Annotated in this window: 21 protein-coding genes; all 21 read right to left on the reverse strand. The window is 56.5% G+C overall.

What is annotated here, in order from left to right; all coding sequences use genetic code 11:
- Window positions 1-58 precede the first annotated feature (58 nt).
- Window positions 59-838: a DUF4366 domain-containing protein gene (locus ACTNEN_RS04425; protein ID WP_110441892.1), complete on the reverse strand. Its 780-nt coding sequence runs from the start codon at window positions 836-838 to the stop codon at window positions 59-61.
- A gap of 2 nt (window positions 839-840) precedes the next feature.
- A complete protein-coding gene (locus tag ACTNEN_RS04430) occupies window positions 841-1,092 on the reverse strand; it encodes a DUF4315 family protein (protein WP_087232213.1) in 252 nt (83 codons plus the stop codon).
- A 14-nt stretch (window positions 1,093-1,106) separates the two neighbouring features.
- Complete coding sequence (locus ACTNEN_RS04435) at window positions 1,107-2,771, reverse strand: C40 family peptidase (RefSeq protein ID WP_195638619.1); 1,665 nt, start codon at window positions 2,769-2,771, stop codon at window positions 1,107-1,109.
- Window positions 2,752-5,121, reverse strand: a complete 2,370-nt coding sequence (locus tag ACTNEN_RS04440) for a VirB4-like conjugal transfer ATPase, CD1110 family (RefSeq protein ID WP_334295705.1) — start codon at window positions 5,119-5,121, stop codon at window positions 2,752-2,754. The genes ACTNEN_RS04435 and ACTNEN_RS04440 overlap by 20 nt, the downstream gene beginning before the upstream one ends.
- Window positions 5,069-5,464: a PrgI family protein gene (locus ACTNEN_RS04445; protein ID WP_054338606.1), complete on the reverse strand. Its 396-nt coding sequence runs from the start codon at window positions 5,462-5,464 to the stop codon at window positions 5,069-5,071. Before ACTNEN_RS04445 ends, ACTNEN_RS04440 begins: the two co-directional genes overlap by 53 nt.
- A 1-nt stretch (window position 5,465) precedes the next feature.
- Complete coding sequence (locus tag ACTNEN_RS04450) at window positions 5,466-6,050, reverse strand: MT-A70 family methyltransferase (protein ID WP_138341017.1); 585 nt, start codon at window positions 6,048-6,050, stop codon at window positions 5,466-5,468.
- Entirely contained in the window at window positions 6,047-6,841 is a 795-nt protein-coding gene (locus ACTNEN_RS04455) for a DNA-methyltransferase (RefSeq protein WP_195638620.1), read from the reverse strand. The genes ACTNEN_RS04450 and ACTNEN_RS04455 overlap by 4 nt, the downstream gene beginning before the upstream one ends.
- Window positions 6,831-7,397, reverse strand: a complete 567-nt coding sequence (locus ACTNEN_RS04460; protein WP_195250317.1) for a septation protein SpoVG family protein — start codon at window positions 7,395-7,397, stop codon at window positions 6,831-6,833. The genes ACTNEN_RS04455 and ACTNEN_RS04460 overlap by 11 nt, the downstream gene beginning before the upstream one ends.
- A 14-nt stretch (window positions 7,398-7,411) precedes the next feature.
- Window positions 7,412-8,278, reverse strand: coding sequence for a VirB6/TrbL-like conjugal transfer protein, CD1112 family (locus ACTNEN_RS04465; protein WP_441204849.1), 867 nt, complete (start codon window positions 8,276-8,278; stop codon window positions 7,412-7,414).
- A gap of 11 nt (window positions 8,279-8,289) precedes the next feature.
- A complete protein-coding gene (locus ACTNEN_RS04470) occupies window positions 8,290-8,502 on the reverse strand; it encodes a Maff2 family protein (protein ID WP_002578752.1) in 213 nt (70 codons plus the stop codon).
- A gap of 95 nt (window positions 8,503-8,597) precedes the next feature.
- Window positions 8,598-10,433, reverse strand: coding sequence for a VirD4-like conjugal transfer protein, CD1115 family (locus tag ACTNEN_RS04475; RefSeq protein WP_441204850.1), 1,836 nt, complete (start codon window positions 10,431-10,433; stop codon window positions 8,598-8,600).
- A complete protein-coding gene (locus ACTNEN_RS04480; protein WP_441204851.1) occupies window positions 10,420-10,803 on the reverse strand; it encodes a PcfB family protein in 384 nt (127 codons plus the stop codon). Before ACTNEN_RS04480 ends, ACTNEN_RS04475 begins: the two co-directional genes overlap by 14 nt.
- Window positions 10,804-10,952: 149 nt before the next feature.
- Entirely contained in the window at window positions 10,953-11,666 is a 714-nt protein-coding gene (locus ACTNEN_RS04485; protein WP_138341009.1) for an antirestriction protein ArdA, read from the reverse strand.
- Window position 11,667: 1 nt separating this feature from the next.
- On the reverse strand, window positions 11,668-12,009 hold the full coding sequence (locus ACTNEN_RS04490) for a DUF7768 domain-containing protein (protein ID WP_007488156.1): 342 nt from the start codon (window positions 12,007-12,009) through the stop codon (window positions 11,668-11,670).
- A gap of 295 nt (window positions 12,010-12,304) precedes the next feature.
- Window positions 12,305-13,819 carry a ParB/RepB/Spo0J family partition protein gene (locus ACTNEN_RS04495; RefSeq protein ID WP_022512586.1) on the reverse strand — a complete coding sequence of 505 codons (1,515 nt, stop codon included), beginning with the start codon at window positions 13,817-13,819 and terminating at the stop codon, window positions 12,305-12,307.
- A gap of 248 nt (window positions 13,820-14,067) precedes the next feature.
- Complete coding sequence (aguB, locus tag ACTNEN_RS04500) at window positions 14,068-14,943, reverse strand: N-carbamoylputrescine amidase (protein WP_441204852.1); 876 nt, start codon at window positions 14,941-14,943, stop codon at window positions 14,068-14,070.
- A gap of 23 nt (window positions 14,944-14,966) precedes the next feature.
- The gene (gene aguA / locus ACTNEN_RS04505) at window positions 14,967-16,121 is read right to left on the reverse strand and encodes an agmatine deiminase (RefSeq protein ID WP_441205077.1); all 1,155 of its coding nucleotides are present in this window, start codon (window positions 16,119-16,121) and stop codon (window positions 14,967-14,969) included.
- Window positions 16,122-16,303: 182 nt separating this feature from the next.
- The gene (nspC, locus tag ACTNEN_RS04510; protein WP_441204853.1) at window positions 16,304-17,503 is read right to left on the reverse strand and encodes a carboxynorspermidine decarboxylase; all 1,200 of its coding nucleotides are present in this window, start codon (window positions 17,501-17,503) and stop codon (window positions 16,304-16,306) included.
- 382 nt (window positions 17,504-17,885) lie between these two features.
- Complete coding sequence (locus ACTNEN_RS04515) at window positions 17,886-19,145, reverse strand: saccharopine dehydrogenase family protein (protein WP_441204854.1); 1,260 nt, start codon at window positions 19,143-19,145, stop codon at window positions 17,886-17,888.
- Window positions 19,142-20,002, reverse strand: coding sequence for a polyamine aminopropyltransferase (gene speE / locus ACTNEN_RS04520; RefSeq protein WP_441204855.1), 861 nt, complete (start codon window positions 20,000-20,002; stop codon window positions 19,142-19,144). Before speE ends, ACTNEN_RS04515 begins: the two co-directional genes overlap by 4 nt.
- Complete coding sequence (locus ACTNEN_RS04525) at window positions 20,003-21,460, reverse strand: aminotransferase class I/II-fold pyridoxal phosphate-dependent enzyme (RefSeq protein WP_441204856.1); 1,458 nt, start codon at window positions 21,458-21,460, stop codon at window positions 20,003-20,005.
- Window positions 21,461-21,699 lie beyond the last annotated feature (239 nt).

Genomic DNA, 21,699 nt, shown 5'->3' on the forward strand with positions numbered 1-21,699 from the left:
GGGGCCTGGGGGTGGGGCTTCTGCTTCATCATTTTTTCAAAGGGGCTGTCGGTAAACCTCATTTGTCCGCCTCCTCTCCGTTATCATCCTCCTCGTCCCAGGGCGGGCCGTCATCGTCCTCGTCCCCGTAGCCGTCCGGCCCGTCATAGTCCGGGAGCTCGTCGCCATAGTCCTCCTGGGGCTCGGCGGCTTTCTGCTGTTTGGGGCGCAGTACCTTGAAATAGAACGCCGCACCGCCGCCCACTAAGGCCACGGCCAGCACCGCCAGGAGCATCCCCGTATTGCCGCCCGTTTCCGGCTCGGCCTCCTCCGGGACAGGTTCCTCGGTTTCCACGGGCTCCGGCTCCACGCCCACGCATTTTTCCATATTGACTGAGCAGACCGCGCACTCCGTATTCACGGCACCCGCCGCGCATTTTTCCGAGCAGGAGCAGACCGCCTGCTCCACCCCGGCGGCCTCGGCTGCGGCCAGCAGATCGGCCTCGTCTACCACGCTGAAGAAGTAGGTTTCATACTGCTCGCCCTCCTCGTCCACGGGCTTGTCATAGTCAATGACAATGTAAAAGGTGTTCCCGCCCGCCGTCTGCACCGTGATAAACTGCTTGTTGGTGTGCTCGTCATAGAGCAGATCACGGGTCACAAGGTTGCCCTCCTCCGAAAAGCCCTCGCCCGGTTCGATGGTGGGCTCCGGCTCCGGGGCCGGGGTTTCCTCGGTCATAGTGGGATCGCCATAGTCCGCGCCTTCGCCGCCGTCCGCATAGGCATAGGCCGGGACGCTAAATCCGCATAAAAGAACGGCGGCACACAGCGCCGCCGCCATCACCCGAAAGCGTTTCATCTTCAATTTTCCTCCTTTCCGCCGTCCTCGGACTTCTGGACACTTTGTCCAGAAGTGCCGTCCCGGAGCCGCTGGAGCACCAGGGGGAGCTCCTCCAGGGAAATGCTCATGCCCCGCACGATGTCCACGATCTCGCTGTTTTCGGCCTCCTGCTTGTTCTTTTCCAGCTCCTTGAGCCGGGCCTGCTGTTCGCTGATTTTGGCCTTGACCTTATCAATCTCGGCCTGGATTTTCTGGCTTTTGCTTACCGCCATACATAACCTCCTTGTCAGGGTAAACGCCCGTAGGCGTAGAAATGAGATTGCCAGTAGCTTGTATTTAAGTTTGCGTATTGGATGGGATCTCCACAGTGGATCATCATCCCGTCCCCCACATAGATGCCACAGTGGGACACGCCCGCCGTGTCATAGGTGCCGACAAAGAACACCAGATCGCCGGGCTTTGGACTGCTGGTAGGGGTGCAGATGTTATAGAGCCCCTGGGCCCCCAGGCGGCCCACATTCCAGCCGCTGTGATTGATGACCCAGGACACGAAGCCGGAGCAGTCAAAGGACGTGGCCGGGGAACTCCCTCCCCACACATAGGGATAGCCCAGGTATTTCTCCGCCTCGGTGAGCATAGCCGCAAAGGTTTCATCGTCCAGATATTCCCCCGGCACGTCATATCCGGCGGGCGGGTTGGTAACGTATTTCCCCACATAGGCCGACTCCGGGAACAGGTCAGGTCGGTTCCCCAGGGTGGACATATAGAGGGAGTACCGGGACATCTGCTCCTCGTTCATCATTTCCAGGGGCAGGTGGGACAGGTTGCGGTTTTCCAGCGTCACATAACAGATGTAGTAATTGTAGGGGACTTCCACATCGTAGGAGTTGCCCTCGCTGTCCGTCCGGTAGCGCACCTCAACCACCACATCCTCGGTGAGAATGTACTGGCGGTCAAAGAGGGTTTCCAGCGTCCCCTGCACCTGATCCAGCGTCCATGCCCCCTCATGGAGCACCGACAGGATGGAGATCAGCACATAGGGATCGTGCTCAATGCTGTCCAAGTCGAAGTGGTACTCGTCATAGTCGTGGGTGCTTTCGTAGCTGTCCAGGTAGTCTGCAAGCTCCGCCTCCATTCCCACATAAGCCGCCTCCGCCGCCAGCATTTCCTCGTCCTGGGATGGGTAGGTAGTCGCGCCCACCGCGCCAGCCCCGGCGTTGCCAAGCGTCACCAGGGAGGACGAACAGGACTGCATCATAAAGAGCAGGAGCACGCAGGCCAGGGCCAGCAGCACCCCCACGGGATGCCGCTTCACAAAGCCCGCCACTTTTGCCCCGGTCTTGACCGCCTCCCGCGCCCGCTTCTGGTACTGCTTTTTCAAGCGGCGCTTGCGCCACATCCGGGAAACCGGGTTGCCGGACATTTCCGGGTGCTCCTGGGCGGCCATGCGGAAATGATAGTCCGCTGTGGCCTTGACATATTTGGACTCGGCCCGCTGGACGGCCTTTGCCGGGTGTTCCCGGAGCGTCTTTTTAGCAAACCGTACCCCTTTACGGCCCAGGGCCTCGCCCACCAGCTCGGAGCGGTGGGCCCCCTCGATGCCCACATTTTCCTGCTCGTTTTCGTAAATCTTCCCATGCACAAAGCCGTGAACGGTGCCGCCAGCGGCGCGGCCCACCCGCCGGACGGGGCCGGGCTTTTTCGGGGGCTTCTGCTTTGCCAGCTTGCCTTTGGCCGCCACCAGCTTGTCGCCCCGCTTTTCCATGCGGAGCTTAGAAGCGGCGGCCTGTTCCTGTTTACTTTTCTGCCGGAACTTTGACTTGTGGACACTTTGTCCAGAAGTGCCCTCTGTCCCGGCCCCGGAAGAAGCACCGCCGGGATCGGCGGGCTCCTCCCAGGAGCCGGGGCGCTCCCTGGGCTCCTGTTGGGGTTTATTCAGTTTTCGCTTCATTCTTCAAGTCCTCCGGGCGGGTGGTGAGCAGATTATAGATCTCGCCTTTGGGGAACCGATCCACAAAGGGAATAGTCACATCGCCATAGAACAGCAGGCCCTCGCCGGAATTGGAATGGGTGATATAGGAGAGCTGATGCTCGGAAATGCCGAGCTGTTTTGCCAAAATCGCCCGGTCACTTTGGGCCTGGGACAACAGGATCATAAAGTCGGTGTTGTCCAGAATGGCCTCGATCTCCCGGCTGGCCAAAAGGTCTTTGACGTTCTGCGTTAAAGCCGAGGGTACGCAGCCTTTTTTGCGGAGCATCTTCCACACGGCCACAAAGTAGCTGGCGGTGAGCGCGTCCCTGAGCAGGATGTGGAACTCGTCAAAGTAGCACCAGGTAGAAACGCCGTTGTGGAAATTCACATTGACCGCCGACGTTACAAAGTCGTTGGTAACGTGCATGGCGATCTTGCGGAGGTTTTCTCCCAGCCCTTTGAGAACGATGCAGACAATATGCGCCGTCAGTTTTACGTTGGTCTGGTGGTTGAACAGGTTAAGGGAGCCCGTACAGTAGAGCTCCAGGGCGGTTGCCACCCGGCGGGCCTCCGGCTCCGGCTGTTTCAGAAGCTCCTCGTACAAGTCCTGGAGCAAAGGCGGCTTGCCGTCCCCCAGGCCCAGGGCCATGTCCCGGTAAATGAGCCGCACACAGCGGTCAATCACCGTCTTTTCGATGGGTTGCAGGCCATCCTTGCCGCCCACCACCAGCTCGCACAGGGACAACAAAAAATCCGCTTTCATGGAAAGCGGGCTTTCGTCATCGTCCAGATCAAGCTGGATGTCCATCGGGTTGATATGGCTGGGGGAGCCGGGGGCGATTTCCACCACCTGGCCGCCCAGCCTACGCACCAGCGGGGCATATTCCCCCATCGGATCGACAATGATAATGCGGTCTTTGGGGATGGCAAGAAACACGTTGATGATCTCACGCTTTGCGGCGAAGCTCTTGCCGGAGCCCGTGGAGCCGAGATAAAGGCCGTTGGCCGATTTCAGCTTTTTCCGATCTGCCATGATGACGTTGTGGGAAAGAGCGTTCATGCCGTAGTAGAGGGACGGCCCGGCCATCCGCAGCTCCCTGGTCATAAAGGGGATAAAGATTGCCGTGGAGCTGGTAGTCATGCCCCGCTGGATTTCTACCTCGTTATAGCCCAGGGCCAGAGAGGACACAAAGCCCTGTTCCTGTTGCCAGTCCAGCCGCTTCAAAGCGCAGTTGTATTTCTGCGCGATGCCGCCCACTGTGAACACATCGTTTTCCAGCCGCTGGCGGGTGGGCGCGATATTGATCACCGTGAACGTCAAGAGGAACATCCGCTCGTTGCGGGACTGCAGATCGGCCAGGAGCTCTGCCGCGTCCTTGCTGAATGTAATCAGGTCAGGGGGCAGGATGTCGGGATCGTACCCGGCCCGCACCGCCTTGCGCTGTTCCTCCACCTTCATTTTGCCGATGTCGGAGAGCTTGCCCTTGATGGTCTTAATGGCCTTGAGCTGATCCACCGTCTGAATATGGAGCGTAACCGTCATTTCCGCATCCAGCTCCAGGATCTCCGCCAGGAGCTTGTCAGAGAGCTCGGACGCCAAAATCTGCAAGTAGGACGCCGCGCCCCAGTATTGGCCGATGCGGAACGTCCGGGACTGCCGGAAGTCGAAGCTGTCCGGCGCGATATAGTCCTTTGTGCCAAGCCCGGTTTTGGGGATGTCCTGCCAGGAGAAGCGGAACGGCTCCCGGTTGCCGGGGTGCATCTGGCCGTGAAGCAGAGCCAGCCGCGCCTGCCCGTCCATCGGGACAGAGGGAACGCCCAGCCGTTTGAGGTTGCCTGTCACGTCGGCCTCCACCCGTTCCAGGCGGGGGCGGGCTTCCGCGATCCCCTCGGCGGGCAGGCCGAACGTGATGTATTTTGACCGCTCGATGCCGTTGTTGCTTTTGGCGATCTGGCTTTTTAACATTCCCGTGAACTCCGCCCGGATGCTGTCATAGTCATCCTGGGCCGGAGGAATGTTTACCTTGTACTTGCTCCGGGAACGGGAGCGGCGGTTGATAAAGGAGAGCTGGAACGGCAGGGAGCTGTCGAAGTAGTTGAGGAACGAGCTCCACCCGCCAAAAATCGCCGTCTGATCCTCGGTGCTTGCCACGGAATAATTGATGTCCTCATATTCCACCGTCTTTGTGTAGAGCCCGCCGGGGAGCTGGCACACCCCGTCCGGGTGCATTACCAGATAGGGGATCGTCTGCTGGGCGGAGAGCGCCGCTTTCCGTTTAGCGGCCTTTCCGGGGCCGCGCTTTGGGCTTTTTGCGTTCTGCAATCGCATCCTCCTTTCTCACAGCGCCCCGCTGGGTGAACGGGGCATAGATATTTTCCGTCTGGTAGGGCCTCACCCCAGGCCGCAGGAACTTTGCCCGCAGGACGTTCCGCACCACCTTTTCAAAGGGGAGCCCGTCTTTTTCATACATCGCCAGCAGGAACGCCGGGAGCGCCACTCCCATCATCAGGAACATGGCTCCCGTGTTGCCGATAGTGCTCCGGGCCAGCAGGTAGGACGGGATGCCCACCGCCGCCGCGATCCCGAAGCACACAAGCTGGCGCTTTGTCAGGTTAAAGGCAAGTTTGGTCTTGATTTTGGATAAGTCGTTGGGGACATTTACATAGGGAATTTCAATCACTCCTTTCCGGCCCGGCCACCTCTGGACACTTTGTCCAGAAGTCCGGGATGGTGCTTTCCACCTCGTTCCCCCACACGTCCCAGCCGGGCGGGGACTGCCGGGCGAACAGTTCCACCCTGGGCACATCGCCCATGAGGGCCACGATCTTTTCACGGGCCTCCTCCGGCTTGCGGCTGTGCTCCTGGATGGGGGAAATGATAAACTGGTGGATATTGGCCGCCTGCCGCTTTGGGTGTCCCCGCGTTGCCAGCAGGCAGACCTCCGCGTTGCCCCGCGTCCAGAAGCCCAGGCCATAGAACCAGCCCTCGGACTTGCGGTTTTTCTTCAGCCAGACGAAAGCAACGCTCTTGTAAGTGAAGCCCCACGCCTTGATCAGCCGCAGGGCCTCCGCAAGCTGCGGGAACGTAGCCCACAAAAAAAGCACGCTGTCCGGGGCCGCCAGATCCGCCACCGGGAGCATGCATAACTCGTCAATCCCCATTGTGGGGTAATGCTTTTCCGCCGCCCCCTGAACATTCTTTGCAGAATACCGCCAGGGGGGATCGGCGTAGATCACAGAATATTGTCCGATAGTCAAACTCCTTTCTCCCCGGCCTCCACCGCCGCGCCCGCCACGCGGATGCGTTCACTGGCGGCGGCATAGTAGGCCGGGACGGTTTCAAAACAGAGGAAGCGGCGGCCCGTGTTGAGGGCGGCCACCGCCGTTGTGCCGGAGCCCGCGCAGATGTCCGCCACCAGCTCGCCGGGCCGGGTGTAGGTCTTGATGAAATACTCGCACAGGGCCACCGGCTTCTGCGTGGGGTGGACGGTGCGCTGGACGGTGGGGAACGTGAGCACATTCCCCGGAAAGCGCAGACCGTCCTCCGAGCCGCCTGTGGTGCGGACGAATTTTCCATAGTTGGGGCTGTCCCCGTTGTTTGTCAAGCTCCTCTTATAGGGCTTGCCCTGTTCAAACTGCGGGTTGTAGAGAGGGAGCTTCTGATAGAATACCAGGATGTTCTCCGTCTTTTTTAACGGGGCCCGCCTCGCGTTGAGGAAACCTGTGCATCGGCTTTTATACCACACCCACTCATAGCGGAGCATGGACAGGTTGGATGCCCCCAGCACCTTGTCATAGGGGCACTGAGCAAAGAACAGGATCGCGCCGTCCGGCTTGACCGCCCATTTCACCGCCTCCCACAGCTCCGGGAGCGGCAGGGGCACATCCCAAAAGTTCCGGGTAGTGCCGTAGGGCGGATCGGTCAAGAGCATATCCACGGAATGGCGGGGCAGGGAGCGCAGGCCCTCGATGCCGTCCATGAGGAACAGCCCCTCCGTGAGTTCCGGGGACTTCTGGACACTTTGTCCAGAGGTGCCCTTATCGGTCATCCCTGGCCTCCTTGCCCTTTGCCGGGGCGGGCCGGGTGGCGTTTTCCTTTGCGGCCTCCTTTGCCGCGTTTGCCATCTGCTCCCGGATCGGCTTTGGACGCAGGGCCTCGGCGCGGGCAATCAGCTTTTCCACGGCCATGTTGTAGCCGTCTGCCGCCGCCGCACTCAGTCGCTCCTGCAAGGCCCGGTTTGTCACCCGCGCCGTGGAGCGGTAGCCCGTCCGGGTTGTGGGATCGGGTTTGCTGGGCTCCCCCAGGAAGATCCCGTTTTTCCCGTTGACTACCTTAAAATCGTCAATCACGATGCCGCCGATATTCACGCTGGCAAAGCCAATCAGCTTGCCCTGGGGCTCAATGGGCCGCACCGACACCTCGATAGGCACCTCGGCGGCCTCCAGGTTTTTCTCCACCCGGAGCTGTACGGCCTCGTCAATGGAAATGCCCTGGGCGTCCGCCAGCTCCTGGATGGGCGCTTCAAAAATCAGGCGGCGCATTTCCGCCATCGCCGCCTCGTCCATAACGGGGGCCCCTTGTGCCGCCGTCTGCATATTCGCCATAAAATCAAACCTCCTTAGTGCGCGCTAAAGATGCTGCGCGCTATCGTCCCGGTTTTGAACAGCATGAAGCAGAGCAAAACCGTATAGCCCACGGTGCCCCAGATTGCCCCGATGGGATCTCCGCCCGTGGCAATCCCCTGGATCAGCACCGCATAGATTGCAACGCACACCAGAATGAGCATCCCCTGGAAGCCCACGGCAAACAGGGAGCGCAGATAGTTCTGCCCGATCTGGCCCACCTCCCGGTGGGAGATTGTCGCCATAGGGATCGGGGCCAAACTGGTGAGCAAATAGATTTCCAGCATCCTCCCGTAGACCAGGACAAAGATGACGATGCCCAGCGCCCACATGGTTACGCCGATAATGGAGGACTGGAGCCACAGGCCGAGAAGTGGCCCTAAGTCCATCCCCTCCAGGGTGGTTTCCAGCTCCGTGATCATATCCGGCGTGATGTCCGTGGAGCCCTGGATGAGCCCTCCGGCCTGGGCAATCACCGTCTGCGACACGTCAAAGACGGCCATCACAATATCAAAGGTATTCGAGAGAATGAAGATGGCACAAGCCGTTTTGAACATCCATTTGTAGATATTCGCCACGTCAAACTCGTGCATATTGTTTTTTTCCAAAAGCATCTGAATGAGCTCATAGGTGGCAACAAAGGTCAGTACCAGCCCGGCAATCGGTAAAATCACCGTTTCGGAAAGCTGGCGGATGAGGGAAAATACCCCGGCGTTCCACGCCGCCGGGGTAGTCCCCACCTGTACCGCGATCTCTCCGACTTGGGTATTGACGTAATCAAAGAGCCCCTCCAGGTTCCCCATGATCCCGCCAATCAACAGCTCTTTGAGCCAGACTGTGAGCCAGTCGGTGAGAAAATCCATAGGCCCTTACCTTAAAACAGGCCAGACAGCAGAGGGATCAGGGTGGTGCCCAGCAGAATGATGCCGCCGCCCGCCATGAGCTGCTTCATGCCCTGGCTTTTTGAGCCAGGGTTGTCCGAGCCGTAGCCCTCCAGGAGATTGACAACGCCCCACACGCCCAAACCAGCGCCGAGAGCCACAACAAGGGTCTGCAAAGTATCAATAGCGGAAGAAAAGAACTGCATATAGCCTCCATTTCTCCGGGTTTTCCCCGGCCATGAAAAAAGCCGCCATTTCTGGCGGCAGGTTGCGACCTCTGGACACTTTGTCCAGAAGTGATTTATACATAGGCATCTGGATCGTCCACATCGTCGTAATTGAGGATGTCCTCGTCCTCGCTTACGGGCCCCGTGTCCGATGCGTCTACCTCGTACACCTCACAAGCCTCGGAAAGCCCAGGCCGCCTGCGGCGGTTGATGAGCTTATCCAGGTCAAAGGCGTTTTTCTTTTTATCGGCCTCAGCCGTGTACTTGTAGTTCGGGTGCTGTTTCAAATCGTATTTGGGCGAAAAGAACGGGGGCAGGCCCCGTAACTGCAAAATGCACTTGTCGCCCGGCATGGTAGCCAGCTCGCTGGGGGTCATCAGCTCCCGGCCCAGCCGCTGGGTGTTCTGGTTGTAGCTTTCCGACTGCCCACGGGAACGGCCCTCGGTCTGCATGGAGATCGTGGCCTTTCCCAGCCAGTTCTCGGATATTTCCTTGATGGTGGAGCTTTCCCGCCCGCCCAGGAAGATCACGCTGTCCATGTTTCCCAGGATCGTTTCCGCGTTGTCCTTGTATATGGCCTTGCACTGCGCGTACTGCTGGTAGAACAGGCACAGACTCACCTCGCGGGAACGGATCACGGCGACAAGTTTCTCCAGCGAGGGCACCTGCCCCGTGTTGGCAGCCTCGTCCCACAGCACCCGCACATGATGGGGCAGGCGGCCCCCGTGAACATTGTCCGCCCGTTCACACAGAAGATTGAACATCTGCGAAAAGGCCAGGGCTACAATGAAGTTATAAGTCGGGGTGGTGTCGGAAATGGTGAAGAAAACCGCCGTTTTCCGATCCCCGATGCGGTCAAGCTCCAGCTCGTCATAAGACATGATCTCCCGGAGCTGGGGAATGTCAAAGGGGGCCAGCCGGGAGCCGCAGGAAATCAGGATTGATTTTGCGGTCTTGCCGCTGGCCAGCTTATATTTCTTGTACTGCTTCACGGCAAAGCAATCCGGCTTGCGCTTTCCCAGGCCCTTGAACATATAGTCCACCGCGTTCATATAGGACTCGTCATCCTCTTTCACGTCCATGCCGGAAATCATGTCCACCAGGGTATTGATATTCCGATCCTCGGCAGGAGCCTCGAAAATGATATAGGCAATCAACGCACAATAAAGGAGCGTTTCTGCCTTTGTCCAGAACGGATCGCCCTCCTTGCCCTCGCCTTTGGTGTTCGCTATGAGGGTGTCCACGAATTTTAGGATGTCCGCCTCATTGTGGATGTAGGACAGCGGATTGTAGTGCATGGATTTTGAAAAATCAATGCTGTTGAACACTTTGACCTTATAGCCCCGGCGTTGCAGGAAAGCACCCACCTGGGAGAGCACCCCGCCTTTGGGATCGACGCACACATAGGAGCTGTGCGCCTGGAGTAGCTGGGGCGTGAGCCAGAAGCGGGTTTTGCCCGACCCGGATGAGCCGATGATGCAGGCATTGAGGTTGCGGGCGTTGGCCGGGTTTTTAGGCCGGGTGTTCATGGTGAGAAACTCCGTCTTTGTCAAAATGACGTTGTTTTCAAACTTCGGATCGACAAAGGGCTTGATGTCTTTTTCGGTGCCCCAGCGGGCCGATCCGTATTCTTCATCCCGCCTGAATTTCTTTGCGTTCTTGCTTTTCATATAGATCAGCAGGCGGAAGCCCACCGCGCCCACAATGCCGATGAGCCAGTCAAGGGGATGGAGCCCCGGCGCAAAGTCGGCAAAGGCCGGGCCGATGCTCTGGCCCAGGCCCATCAGCTTGTGAGCAAAGTCCACTCCGGGAGCCAGGCGGTAGGCCGTCCCCAGCTTTAGGCAGGCCCACAGGATAAACAGGTACGGGATGTTGGGTATCACATATTTCTTAATACTATCTGTCCTCATGCACCGCCTCCCTTGCACGTTCTTTCTTGTGGGACGGCTGGCGGGCCAGTTCAGCGGCGGCCCGTTTGAGCTGTTCCCGGATCGGGACGCGCCGGGACTTGGAACGCTTCATCACGCGCCGGGAATATTCCGAAAAACAAGCGGTGATGGCATCGGCCTGCCCGCTTTTGAAAAACAGCAGGTATTTGTCCGGCCCGGTCTTATAAAAGGCATAGTCCACATTCCATTTCCGGGCCACCCGGTCAAAGTCCTTTGGGGACTCCACCTCGATGCTGTTCGTGGCGGCCCCGTGGCCCATGAGCTGGCGCACCGTCTGTTTGCCGTGGGGTGTCTGGCGGGCCCGGTGCGCTTTCTTGATCTTCCGGCCCACCGCCAGACACGCCTGGGCCAGCACCCGGCCCGTGAGCTTTGTCGCCTTGATGGAAACTGCTATGGTACGTCTGGAAACGTCCTCGTCAATCAGCCGTATCCCTCCTTTCCGTGAAAAAGCACCTCTGGACAAAGTGTCCAGAAGTGCCGCTATCGCTCCTCATGCTCCTTTTTGGCGATCTTCCGATAGCCCTCCAGGGAGGAGCCGTCAATAATTTCTTTGTAGGCCGCCATCTGCTCCCGCACCGAGAGCTGCGGGAACGCGAAAACCTTGTGCTCGGCGGGAATGTCCTCGATCCCGTGGTAGTGCTCGATGAATTTCCCGCCGTTGTTCAGCACATAGCCGCCGGGGGCAAAGTGGCCGTCCTCGTTGATCCGCACGTCCCGCCCGTATGCTTCATAGTCGAAGTAAGGGAGCAGGTGATCGGGAATGTCAATGGCCTCCATGTCCTCCACATAGATGCGGCCCAGGGTTTCATCGTCCTCCACACCGGGATAAAACTCGAAGCAATCCAGGTTTTGTGTGAGGTTGATCAGGTCAGCCACGCTGGAAGTATGTTCGCCGCTGTCAATGACCGCCTCAAACTTTTCCAAGTCGCCTTGATCCAGCTCGGAAAGCAGGCAGGCCAGATGGTTGAGTTCGTCCGGGTTATCATATTCGCCTAAGTAGTCATAGAGCCCCAGTACATCACCGTCAAAGCTGGTGATGAAAAATTCCTCGTACCGCACCCCGTCCACGCCGATGTGTTTTAGGAGCGCCTGCACCTCCTCCGTGGTAGTGGGGAATTTCAAGGTTTCACCAACCAGCTCGCCCTCGTTGTATTTCCCCAGGTTGGTGATGTAGGCTTCAAACAGGGACGCCATATCAGCGGCGGCCCTGGCCCTTGACGGTGAGGATGCCCTCAAGGGTGGTGGCGGTGATCCCCAGCCGCTGGGCCACGGCAATATCATTTTTCATGGACTCGGTGATCGTATGGCCGCACACCACCAGCACACGGGAGCGCCGGAGCAGGTCACGGCCCATGTCGATGCCGTTCTTGTGCTCCTCCGGTACCGCGTCATTGAGAAACAGCGGCAGATAGAGCATGGGGCAGATGGGGGAATAGCCCGCATCGTAGACCACGCGGCAGTAATGCGCCGCCTGCTCCATGTCCACCGCAGGATCGCCGCGCCATGCGGCAGTAATATAAGCAAGGGATCGTTTCATCTTCAACACCTCCGATATTTATAATAGGTAGTTCGACCCTATCCCCCCGCCCTTTCCCTATCCAGGGAAAGGGGGCGGCTCTGGAGGATATATGCCCCCGCCGCGCCGCTGGAAGTAGCACAGCCGGGGCAGACCGTCAAGGGCAGGCCGCCGCAAGCGGCGGTGCGTTGCACCCTTGACGGCCCACTCCCGGCTGTGCAGGAATATAGGCGGCGACGGGGGATATATCACCACAGAGCCCATCCCAAGCGCGGGGCGCTTACCTCTGGACAAAGTGTCCAGAAGCGGGGCCGGGTTACTTCTCCAAGTCCTTTTTCTTGTCCGGCTTTGCCAGTTCGGGCGGCTGTTTCTCTTTCCACTCGTCCAGCAGGGCCATGATCTGCTCCTTCATTTTGGCAGGAGTGACCTCCTTGCCGAAATACTTAGACAGTTCAGCAGTCGAAATAATCACACCGCGATCCTCCTTTTTCTCTTCACTCAGAATACCGTCAATCACATCGCCGTTGAGCTTGCCCTCCTTGTCCAGCTCGTGGAGCCGCTTTGCCTGGGCCACCGAGGGGGAGGACTGCTCCCCGTCAATGGAAACGGCAATCAGCCGCTGGTTTTCCGGCCTGATATACGAGATCTCCACCGCAGGCATAAAGCCCATCTGCTTTGCGTCCACCTTGTCCAGAAGCTCCGGCACCAGGGAGTTCAGGCGGATATACCGCATGACCTTTTTATAGTTCATGTCGTGTTCCTTACCCACGATCTCCACCGAGAGCTTACCCAGGGCCTCGGCCTCTTTCTCATTCTTCGGGCGGGCCCCCTGTCGCTTGATGGCCTCCACCTCCAAATCCAGGAGCTTTGCCAGCTCGCTGGGGAGGGGATCGCCGCGCTGTTTGTTGCTGTTACGCATTTCCCGGACAGCTTCAAGGTCAGTCATCTCGCGGACAATACAGGGCATTTCCTCCAGTCCGGCCCGTTCACCACCATGATGGCGGCGGTGGCCCGCGATAATCTCATAACCCTTGCCGTCCTTTTCCGGGCGGACAGTGGCGGGGGTCATAATGCCGTGTTCCTTGATCGTCCCCACCAGATCGTCCATCGCCTTATCGTCCTGCACCTTGTAGGGATGCTCCCGGAACGTGTGGAACGGATGAAGCTCCGACATTTTCAGATAGACGATTTTTCCCTCTTCCACCGGGCGGGGCGGCACCTCCGGCGTAGGCGGTAGCTTGATCTCCGGCGGCGGGACTGCCGCCTCCTTGACGGGAGCGGCCTTGCCCGGCTTTACCGTCTGAGCGGATTTAGACGCTGGCGCACCGCCGGAGCCCGTTTCCTTGCCCTTGTCGGCTTTCTTACCTCTGGACACTTTGTCCCGAACAGAGGGCGGAGCCTCCTCACGGGCCGCCTTGTCAACCTTAGACGGGCGGCCTGTGCGGGGCTCCGCCGTTTTCGCTTTTTTCTCCGCAGTCGGCCCGGCCTGCTCTTTCGGCGGGCGGCCCCGGCGCTTCGGCGGCTTATCCGCCTCCGGCGCTTTCTTGTCCGGGGCGGGAGCAGAAGCCTCCTTGCTACCCTTATCAGCGGCCTGGATGTCCGAAAGGTTGATTACCTTGCCGGACGGCGCGGGAGCGTCCTCACCCATACCGGGGATAACAGACTGCTCTGGCGTGGCGGGCCCCACATGAGCGGGGGCCGCCTGATCCCCACCAGGGACAGCGGGCCCCTCGGTGTGTTCCGGCGCGGGCGGATCGCCCGGCCCGGACGGGGCCGGAGCTTCCGGGGTTTTCCTTTCCTCCGGGCTCATGTTTACTTTTTCATCTGCCATTGGCTAACCTCCTTTTTCGTGAGATGAAAAAAGGCCAGACCTCCCGGCCCGGCCAGCTAAAATATTCCCCCTTTCGTTTTAGTATTAAGTCAGCACCACTCCTTTCCCAAACCGGGCCACGAAAAAAACGCCGCCTTTTTCTTGAAAAAGCGACGTTTTAGTGTAGGTTGGCTCAGTTTTTTGTTGTGATTTATGATTATGCCTTTGTAAAGAAACCTTACATAAACCGGATTAAAACCTTTTTTCGACTATTCCACGATCTCCTGATAGCATTCCGGTCGGCGGTCCCGGAACAGTCCCCAGCTCAGGCGGTCCTCTGCGAGCTGGTCAAGATCCAGCTTCTGCGTGAGAATTTCCTCATGATCCCGGCAGCCATCCTGGAGGATTGCACCGGTCCCGTCAGTGATAAAGGAGGAACCATAGAAGCAAAGACTTGAGCTCTGCATATTATTGGCTTCACAAGGCTCCACCGTTTCCAGACCGATCCGGTTGGCGGCAGCTACCGGCATAAGATTTGCCGAAGCATGCCCCTGCATCGTCCGGCGCCAGTGCGGCATGGAATCCGTGAGCAGAATCGGTTCGGAGCCGATGGCCGTCGGATACAAGAGCATTTCCGCGCCCATCAGTGCCATGGATCTTGCGGTCTCCGGGAACCACTGATCCCAGCAGATCCCGACGCCTACCTTGCCAAATTGAGTATCCCACACCTTGAATCCCGTATTTCCCGGCGTGAAATAAAATTTTTCCTGATAGAAATGGTCATCCGGAATATGCGTTTTACGATAAACGCCAAGCAAAGACCCATCCGCATCCAGCATGGCAATCGAGTTATACAGTACAGTCCGGTCACGCTCATAAAAGCTGACCGGCATGGCAATACCAAGCTCACGTGCCACCGCCATAAAATGCCGGACAGCAGCATTCTCCATCACCGGTGCGGCAAACGCATAGTATTCATATCGACGTTCCTGGCAGAAATACGGACGTTCAAAAAGCTCCGGCAGCAGCACAATATTGGCACCTTTTTCCGCAGCCTCTCTCACCAGCCGATCCGCCGTCAGTATATTTTCTTCCACGGATGCTGTCATCTGCATCTGCACCGTAGCTAAAGTTACTTCTCTCATTCAGAACTTTCCCCTTTCGGACTTCATGCTTCACCGGCAAAGGCGGTCTTGCGCTGAGCCTTTCCATCCGGAATCTGCTGGGTGATACAGTGAATGTTTCCGCCTCCGACAATAATCGCCCGGGCGGGCACAGATACCACGCGGCGTTCCGGAAACAGCCCCGCAAGAATTTCTCTCGCCCGTTGGTCTGAAGCCGCGTTTTCATCACCGAATGCCGGCAGCAGCACAACTTCATTTCCGATATAGAAATTCACATAGCTTGCCGCAAGACGCTCTCCTGTTTCCCGGGTATCCTCTCCCTCTTCAAAGCAGTAGCCGGACAGCTCCTCCGGACGGATTGTGACCGGCACATCCGGAATCGGAAGCTTATGCACGAGGAAATGTCTGCCTCTGGCATCCGTTTCCTCCGTAAGCACCTTAAGATCCGCAAGACTCAGGGCATACTGCGGGTCATCCTGCCGATCCGTCCAGGCAAGCACTACCTCTCCGGGCCGTACAAAAGCGCAGACATTGTCCACATGCTCATTGGTTTCATCGTTGTAAATGCCCCTCGGAAGCCAGATCACCTTTTCCGCGTCCAGCGTTTCCTTAAGCCTTTCCTCAATCTGAGACCGGGACAGCGCGGGATTCCGTCCGGCACTTAAGAGACAGGCCTTGGTCACCAGCACAGTACCCTCACCGTCACAGTGAATCGATCCGCCCTCCAGTACAAAGTCCCGCGCATCAAAAAAATCATATCCGAGGGTCTCGCAGATCGCGGCAGCAGCTGCATTGTCCCGATCCCAGTGGGCATAGAGTCCATCCACTGCACCGCCCCAGGCATTAAACTCCCAGTCGGTACCACGCACCTCTCCAGTCTGTGAATTCACCACAAAGCTTGGTCCGACATCTCTCGCCCAGGCGTCATCTGTCGGAATCTCCAGCACCGAGATCCGTGGATTTCCGGAGATCAATGCTTCCACCTCCGCAGCATGCGCATCATCAGCAAGAATAAAGACCTGCTCTCCCCGGGACAGCTCATCCGCAATCCGGAGAAATACCTTCTTGGCTTCCCGCCCCTGGTACGGCCATGAGCCGGGCCGCACCGGCCAGATCAGAAGTGTCCCCCGGTGCGGTTCGTATTCGCCCGGCATATGAAATCCCTGAGAAGCCGCAGATTCCTTCCATCGTTTTACCATCGCATCCTCCAGCCCATCCGGGCGATCTGTCTTTTGTTTCTGCAAGAGCTATCCTCATCGCACCCGGCAGTTTAGCATCCTAACAAGAGCTATTCTCATCGCTCCCGGCAGTTCAGTATCCTAAGTAGTATAAAAGCGCGCAGCTCCTCTTGATGCCGTCTGAAACCTGCGTACAGCGTGATTCACGAGAGTCTGCCCTTAAAGTCCTCATATCCGAATTTCCGGAGCAGCCTGCATTCGCCGCTTGCATCCATAGCATAAATCGAGGGCAGCGGCATCCCGTTAAAGGTGTTGTTTTTGACCATAGAGTAGATCGCCATGTCCTCAAAGTACAGCCGGTCGCCCGGGCGGATCTTATGATCAAAGGAGTAGTCTCCGATGATATCCCCCGCAAGGCAGGTCCGCGAGGAGAGACGGTAGGTGAATGCTTTGACTCCGGCTTCTTCGCTGTCCTTGAGGGGTGGACGATACGGCATTTCCAGTACATCCGGCATATGGCATGCGGCGGAAGCATCCAGAATCAGCGTGGTAATGCCGTTTTCCACTATGTCCATGACCTCTGTAACAAGGTAGCCGGCATTGAGCGCCACGGCTTCCCCCGGCTCAAGATAAATGTCCACATCATAGGTTTCGCGGAGACGCTGTACAAGGGCGATCAGATCCTCCACGCCATAATCCGCTCTGGTGATATGGTGCCCGCCGCCAAGATTCAGCCAGCGGATCCGGGGACTCCGGAGATATTTTCCGAATTTATCCTCTACCGCCTGCATGGTTGTGATGAGGTCGTCAACATTCTGCTCACAAAGCGTATGGACATGGAAGCCATCCACAAGCTTAAATGCCTCGGGATACTCCTTCAGCCCCCGCTCAAAATTTTGAAGCGTCACGCCCATCCGGGAACCGGGTGCGCAGGGATCATAAATTGCATGGTCCCCCTGTGTCGAGCATTCGGGATTTAGGCGAATGCCAATGCCGGTCGGCGCGCCCATTGATCTGCCAGCCGATGAATGCTGCGGCTTCTTTCGGTGAAGCTCCGCCACAATCGGCGCAAAACGATCAAGCTGCGTAAAAGAATTAAAAATCACATGATCGCAGATTTCCGCAATTTCCCGAATTTCCTCCGGCTTATATGCGGGGCAGAACACATGGTTCTCCTTCCCCATTTCTTCCTTGCCAAGTCTTGCTTCATATAAACCGCTTGCGGTCGTACCGGCAAGATACCTTCCGATCAGCGGATATTCCGCAAAGCCGGAAAATGCCTTCTGCGCAAGGAGGATGCGGCAGCCCGCGCGGTCCTCCACGGACTTCAGAAGCTCGCAGTTCTTTTTAAGTTTACCCTCGTCAATGACATAGGACGGAGTTGGAATTTCATTCAGTCGCATTGCTGACCTCTCTGTTATTTGTTGCTGTGCGTATATTTTCAATAGGGTTTTGCTGATCTACCCGAATTTGCGGACAAAACACTGTATCGGGATGCTACGGTATCGGCTTTTTCGATCTATATGAAATTTCAAGGGGGTTCGTACCCGAATTTCAGAGTCATTTTCGGGTACGTTTGGTAATTTTTTCCTCTGTAGACCGAAACCACTTTGAAGGCTATCCTCAGTAAAGACAATTCCGCAGGACAATCCACCTGGATTCGGGTATGTTTCACTCTTTTTTGCACTATAGGCCGAAAGCCATCCTCCAAGGTAAAGCTATAGTCGAAAGAAGTACTTTGCCCGGTTGAAATTTACAGGGCAGAATGCCTCATGAACTCATGCCTCAGTCCACCAGCACCGGATTTTCATCCACCTTCCAGGGAAGTCCCCAGCGGTTCAGCGCCTCCATATAAGGATCCGGATCAAATTCATCCGTGGTATAGACACCCGGCTTTTTCCAGAGCCCGGAGGTCACCATCAGCGCGCCGATCATCGCCGGAACACCGGTGGTATAAGAGATTGCCTGAGAGCCAACCTCCTTATAGCACTCCTCATGGTCGCAGACATTGTAAATGTAAATCTTCCGCTTTTTCCCATCCTTTTTACCGGTAAAGATGCAGCCGATGTTGGTCTTGCCCTTGGTGCGCGGACCCAGTGTCGCAGGATCCGGAAGCAGCGCCTTAAGGAACTGGATCGGTACGATTTCCTTCCCTTCAAAGTTAATTGGTGTCGTGGACAGCATGCCGACATCCTCAAGACAGCGCATGTGATCGAGATAGCTCTGACCAAAGGTCATAAAGAAGCGGATCCGCTTTACCTCCGGCATATGCTTCCCGAGCGCTTCGATTTCCTCATGGTGTAAAAGATACATGTCCTTTTGACCCACGCCATCAAAATTATATTCCCGTTTGATGGACATCGCCGGCACCTCTACCCATTTGCCGTTTTCCATATAGGAGCCGGGTGCGGAAACTTCCCGTAAGTTGATCTCCGGATTAAAGTTGGTTGCGAATGCATATCCATGGTCGCCGCCGTTACAGTCGAGGATGTCAATCGTATCGATGGTATCAAAATAATGCTTTTTGGCGTATGCGGCAAATACCGAGGTGACACCTGGATCAAAGCCGGTTCCGAGAAGCGCGGTAAGCCCCGCCTTTTTAAACCTGTCCTGATATGCCCACTGCCAGGAATAGTCAAAATATGCGGAGAAGCCTGCCTCTTTACAGCGCTTCTCATAGATTTTACGCCACTCCGGGTCATCTGTGTCCTCCGGCTCATAGTTTGCAGTGTCGATATAGTCTACGCCGGCGGCAAGGCAGGCATCCATAATGCTGAGATCCTGGTATGGAAGCGCAAGATTTAAGACAGCATCCGGCTGATAGCTCCGGATCAATGCCGTAAGCTCCTCGACGTTATCAGCATTGACCTCTGCAGTGGTTATCTTGACCTTGGTTTTCCCCTCCAGCTCCTTTTTGAGCTTGTCACACTTGGATACCGTGCGGCTTGCAATCATAAGCTCTCCAAATGCCTCATCGTTCTGGCAAACCTTGTGGATTGCGACAGATGCCACACCGCCGCAGCCGATAATCATAAGTCTTGTCATGATCTTGTCTCCTCCTCATTAAGTATATCCTCCACATATTTCGGCAGCATAAAAGCGCCGCGGTGGAGATTGGTTGTATAATACCAGGTTTTGAGTCCCCGCTGCTGCCATCTCACCGGATCAAAGTCCACCAGCGGATGGTACTTCTTGGATGCAAAGCCAAACATCCAGTAGCCAGCAGGACAGGTCGGGATACTTGCCTGATACACTCTGCTGATCGGGAAGGAACGATATACCTTCCGGTGCATTGCGCGGAATGCTGCCTCATCCTCATCATAGAAGGGACTTCCGTGCTGATATACCATGATGCCGTCCGCATGCAGCGCGCGGTAGCAGTTCCCGTAAAACTCCTTGGTAAACAGTCCCTCGGAATATCCAAACGGATCCGTGGAATCATTGATAATCAGGTCATACGCATCACTTGCGCGGCGGAGGAAGCGAAGACCGTCCATATTCACAATATGCACCCGCTCGTCGTCAAAGCCTTTGGCAGTCTCCGGGAAAAACTTCCGTGAAACCTCGATAAACATTTCATCCGGCTCCACGACATCAATCCGCTCAATCTCCGGATACTGGATCAGCGTCTTTGCCACACCGCCGTCACCACCGCCGATGATGAGCACGTTTTTAACGTATGGATGCACCGCCATCGGCACATGAACGACCATTTCGTTATAGATAAACTCATCTGCCTCGGAAAAAATAATCTCATTGTCCAGCACAATCATCTTGCCAAATTCCGGCGTATCAAACACATCGATATGCTGATAATCACTCTGCCCGGAAAACAGCTGCTGCTTCACTTCCATGGAGTGCTTCACATGCTCTGTATCCTGCTGCGAAAACCAGATTGCCATTTAACTCTCCTCCACCATTACGTCGATCATTTCACACTTCGGATCGCGGGTGCCCATCAGCGAGCAGCCCTTCAACCGGGCGTACTGGATATACTCGATGATTTCCTCCGTAATCAGCTCTCCCGGTGTCAGAATCGGGATTCCAGGCGGATAGCACATCACAATCTCACCGGAAATCCTGCCCGCCGCATGGGTAAGCGCCACCGGGATCCGTTTGCCGTAAAATGCCTTCTGCGGGGACATGACAAGCTCCGGCTGGATAAAGTCACCGCAGTATAAATCATTCCGGTCACGCTCATAGATCCGCTTGATATCCTCCAACGCGCCGACCAGCCGCTCAATATCCTGGATCCGGTCTCCGATCGAAATATAGGCAAGGATATTTCCGATATCACCAAACTCGATCTGGATATCGTACTCATCTCTCAGGATGTCATAAACCTCAATGCCGGTGAGTCCGATCCCCTGGGTATAGACCGAGAGCTTTGTGACATCAAAGTCATAGACATCATCCCCATCGATCAGGTCGCGCCCGTATGCATAATATCCGCCGATATCGTTGATTTCCGAGCGGGCATATTCCGCCATCTTGGAAACCCTGGCAAATGCTTCCGTCCCGTGCAGCGCGAGGTTCCGCCGGGAAATGTCAAGACTCGAAATTAAAAGATACGATGCACTCGTGGTCTGTGTCAGATTGATGATGGACTGGATATACTCCGCATCCACCTTGGAACCACATAAAAGGATCGAGCTTTGTGTCAGGCTTCCTCCGGATTTATGCATGGAAACCGCCGCCATATCGGCTCCAGCTGCCATTGCCGAAACCGGCAGATTGTCACCAAAGTAAAGGTGTGTGCCGTGAGCTTCATCTACCAGCGCCAGCATTCCGGCTTCATGGACAATTTCCACGATCTTCCGGAGATTGGAGGCGATCCCGTAATAGGTCGGATTGTTGACAAAAATCGCCTTTGCCTTGGGATGCTCCCGGACCGCCTTCTGCACCTCTGCGACCTCCATACCGGTCGCAATGCCAATGGTCGGATTGACCTTTACCGGCACATAGATCGGGATACCGCCGCAGAGTACCAGAGCATTGATGACGCTCTTATGCACGTTTCTCGGCAGGATAATTTCATCTCCGGCACGAACGGTTGCGAGCACCATCGCCTGCACTGCGGAAGTCGTACCATTCACCATAAAAAAGGCATGGGCTGCGCCAAACGCATCTGCCGTCAGCTCCTCCGCTTCCTTTATGACGGAAATCGGATGACTCAAGTTATCCAGCATCTTCATGGAATTTACATCCACTCCGACGCATTTCTGACCGAGAAATTCCAGCAGCTCAGGATTGCCTCTCCCACGCTTGTGACCAGGCACATCAAAGGGCACCACTCTCCGCTTCCGAAGCTCAAGCAAAGCCTCATATACCGGCGCGGTCCGCTGATGAATCAGATCCATAGTACATTTACCTCACATAAGATAAGTATTTCGTAAGTATTTAGACATTAAAAAACCACCGGACTGTGTATCCATAGATACCATGCCGGTGGTGACTTCAATCGATTTTCTGTTTTATCCGCACAGCGGAATATCTACAAATATACGATGATTGACCATTTCACAAGGATTATAGCTACACAATCAATTTCGTTTTGCAAAACATTCCTGCCTGCTCACTCTTCGGAAATATATCATAA

This window comes from Oribacterium sp. HCP28S3_H8, assembly GCF_052064775.1.
Classification (GTDB): domain Bacteria; phylum Bacillota; class Clostridia; order Lachnospirales; family Lachnospiraceae; genus Oribacterium.

Coding starts and splice junctions, on each gene's coding strand:
- ACTNEN_RS04425 (WP_110441892.1), bottom strand. CDS start 838: ATGAAACGCTTTCGGGTGATGGCGGCGGCGCTGTGTGCCGCCGTTCTT.
- ACTNEN_RS04430 (WP_087232213.1), bottom strand. CDS start 1,092: ATGGCGGTAAGCAAAAGCCAGAAAATCCAGGCCGAGATTGATAAGGTC.
- ACTNEN_RS04435 (WP_195638619.1), bottom strand. CDS start 2,771: ATGAAGCGAAAACTGAATAAACCCCAACAGGAGCCCAGGGAGCGCCCC.
- ACTNEN_RS04440 (WP_334295705.1), bottom strand. CDS start 5,121: ATGCGATTGCAGAACGCAAAAAGCCCAAAGCGCGGCCCCGGAAAGGCC.
- ACTNEN_RS04455 (WP_195638620.1), bottom strand. CDS start 6,841: ATGACCGATAAGGGCACCTCTGGACAAAGTGTCCAGAAGTCCCCGGAA.
- ACTNEN_RS04460 (WP_195250317.1), bottom strand. CDS start 7,397: ATGGCGAATATGCAGACGGCGGCACAAGGGGCCCCCGTTATGGACGAG.
- ACTNEN_RS04465 (WP_441204849.1), bottom strand. CDS start 8,278: ATGGATTTTCTCACCGACTGGCTCACAGTCTGGCTCAAAGAGCTGTTG.
- ACTNEN_RS04470 (WP_002578752.1), bottom strand. CDS start 8,502: ATGCAGTTCTTTTCTTCCGCTATTGATACTTTGCAGACCCTTGTTGTG.
- ACTNEN_RS04475 (WP_441204850.1), bottom strand. CDS start 10,433: ATGAGGACAGATAGTATTAAGAAATATGTGATACCCAACATCCCGTAC.
- ACTNEN_RS04485 (WP_138341009.1), bottom strand. CDS start 11,666: ATGGCGTCCCTGTTTGAAGCCTACATCACCAACCTGGGGAAATACAAC.
- ACTNEN_RS04490 (WP_007488156.1), bottom strand. CDS start 12,009: ATGAAACGATCCCTTGCTTATATTACTGCCGCATGGCGCGGCGATCCT.
- ACTNEN_RS04495 (WP_022512586.1), bottom strand. CDS start 13,819: ATGGCAGATGAAAAAGTAAACATGAGCCCGGAGGAAAGGAAAACCCCG.
- aguB (WP_441204852.1), bottom strand. CDS start 14,943: ATGAGAGAAGTAACTTTAGCTACGGTGCAGATGCAGATGACAGCATCC.
- aguA (WP_441205077.1), bottom strand. CDS start 16,121: ATGGTAAAACGATGGAAGGAATCTGCGGCTTCTCAGGGATTTCATATG.
- nspC (WP_441204853.1), bottom strand. CDS start 17,503: ATGCGACTGAATGAAATTCCAACTCCGTCCTATGTCATTGACGAGGGT.
- ACTNEN_RS04515 (WP_441204854.1), bottom strand. CDS start 19,145: ATGACAAGACTTATGATTATCGGCTGCGGCGGTGTGGCATCTGTCGCA.
- speE (WP_441204855.1), bottom strand. CDS start 20,002: ATGGCAATCTGGTTTTCGCAGCAGGATACAGAGCATGTGAAGCACTCC.
- ACTNEN_RS04525 (WP_441204856.1), bottom strand. CDS start 21,460: ATGGATCTGATTCATCAGCGGACCGCGCCGGTATATGAGGCTTTGCTT.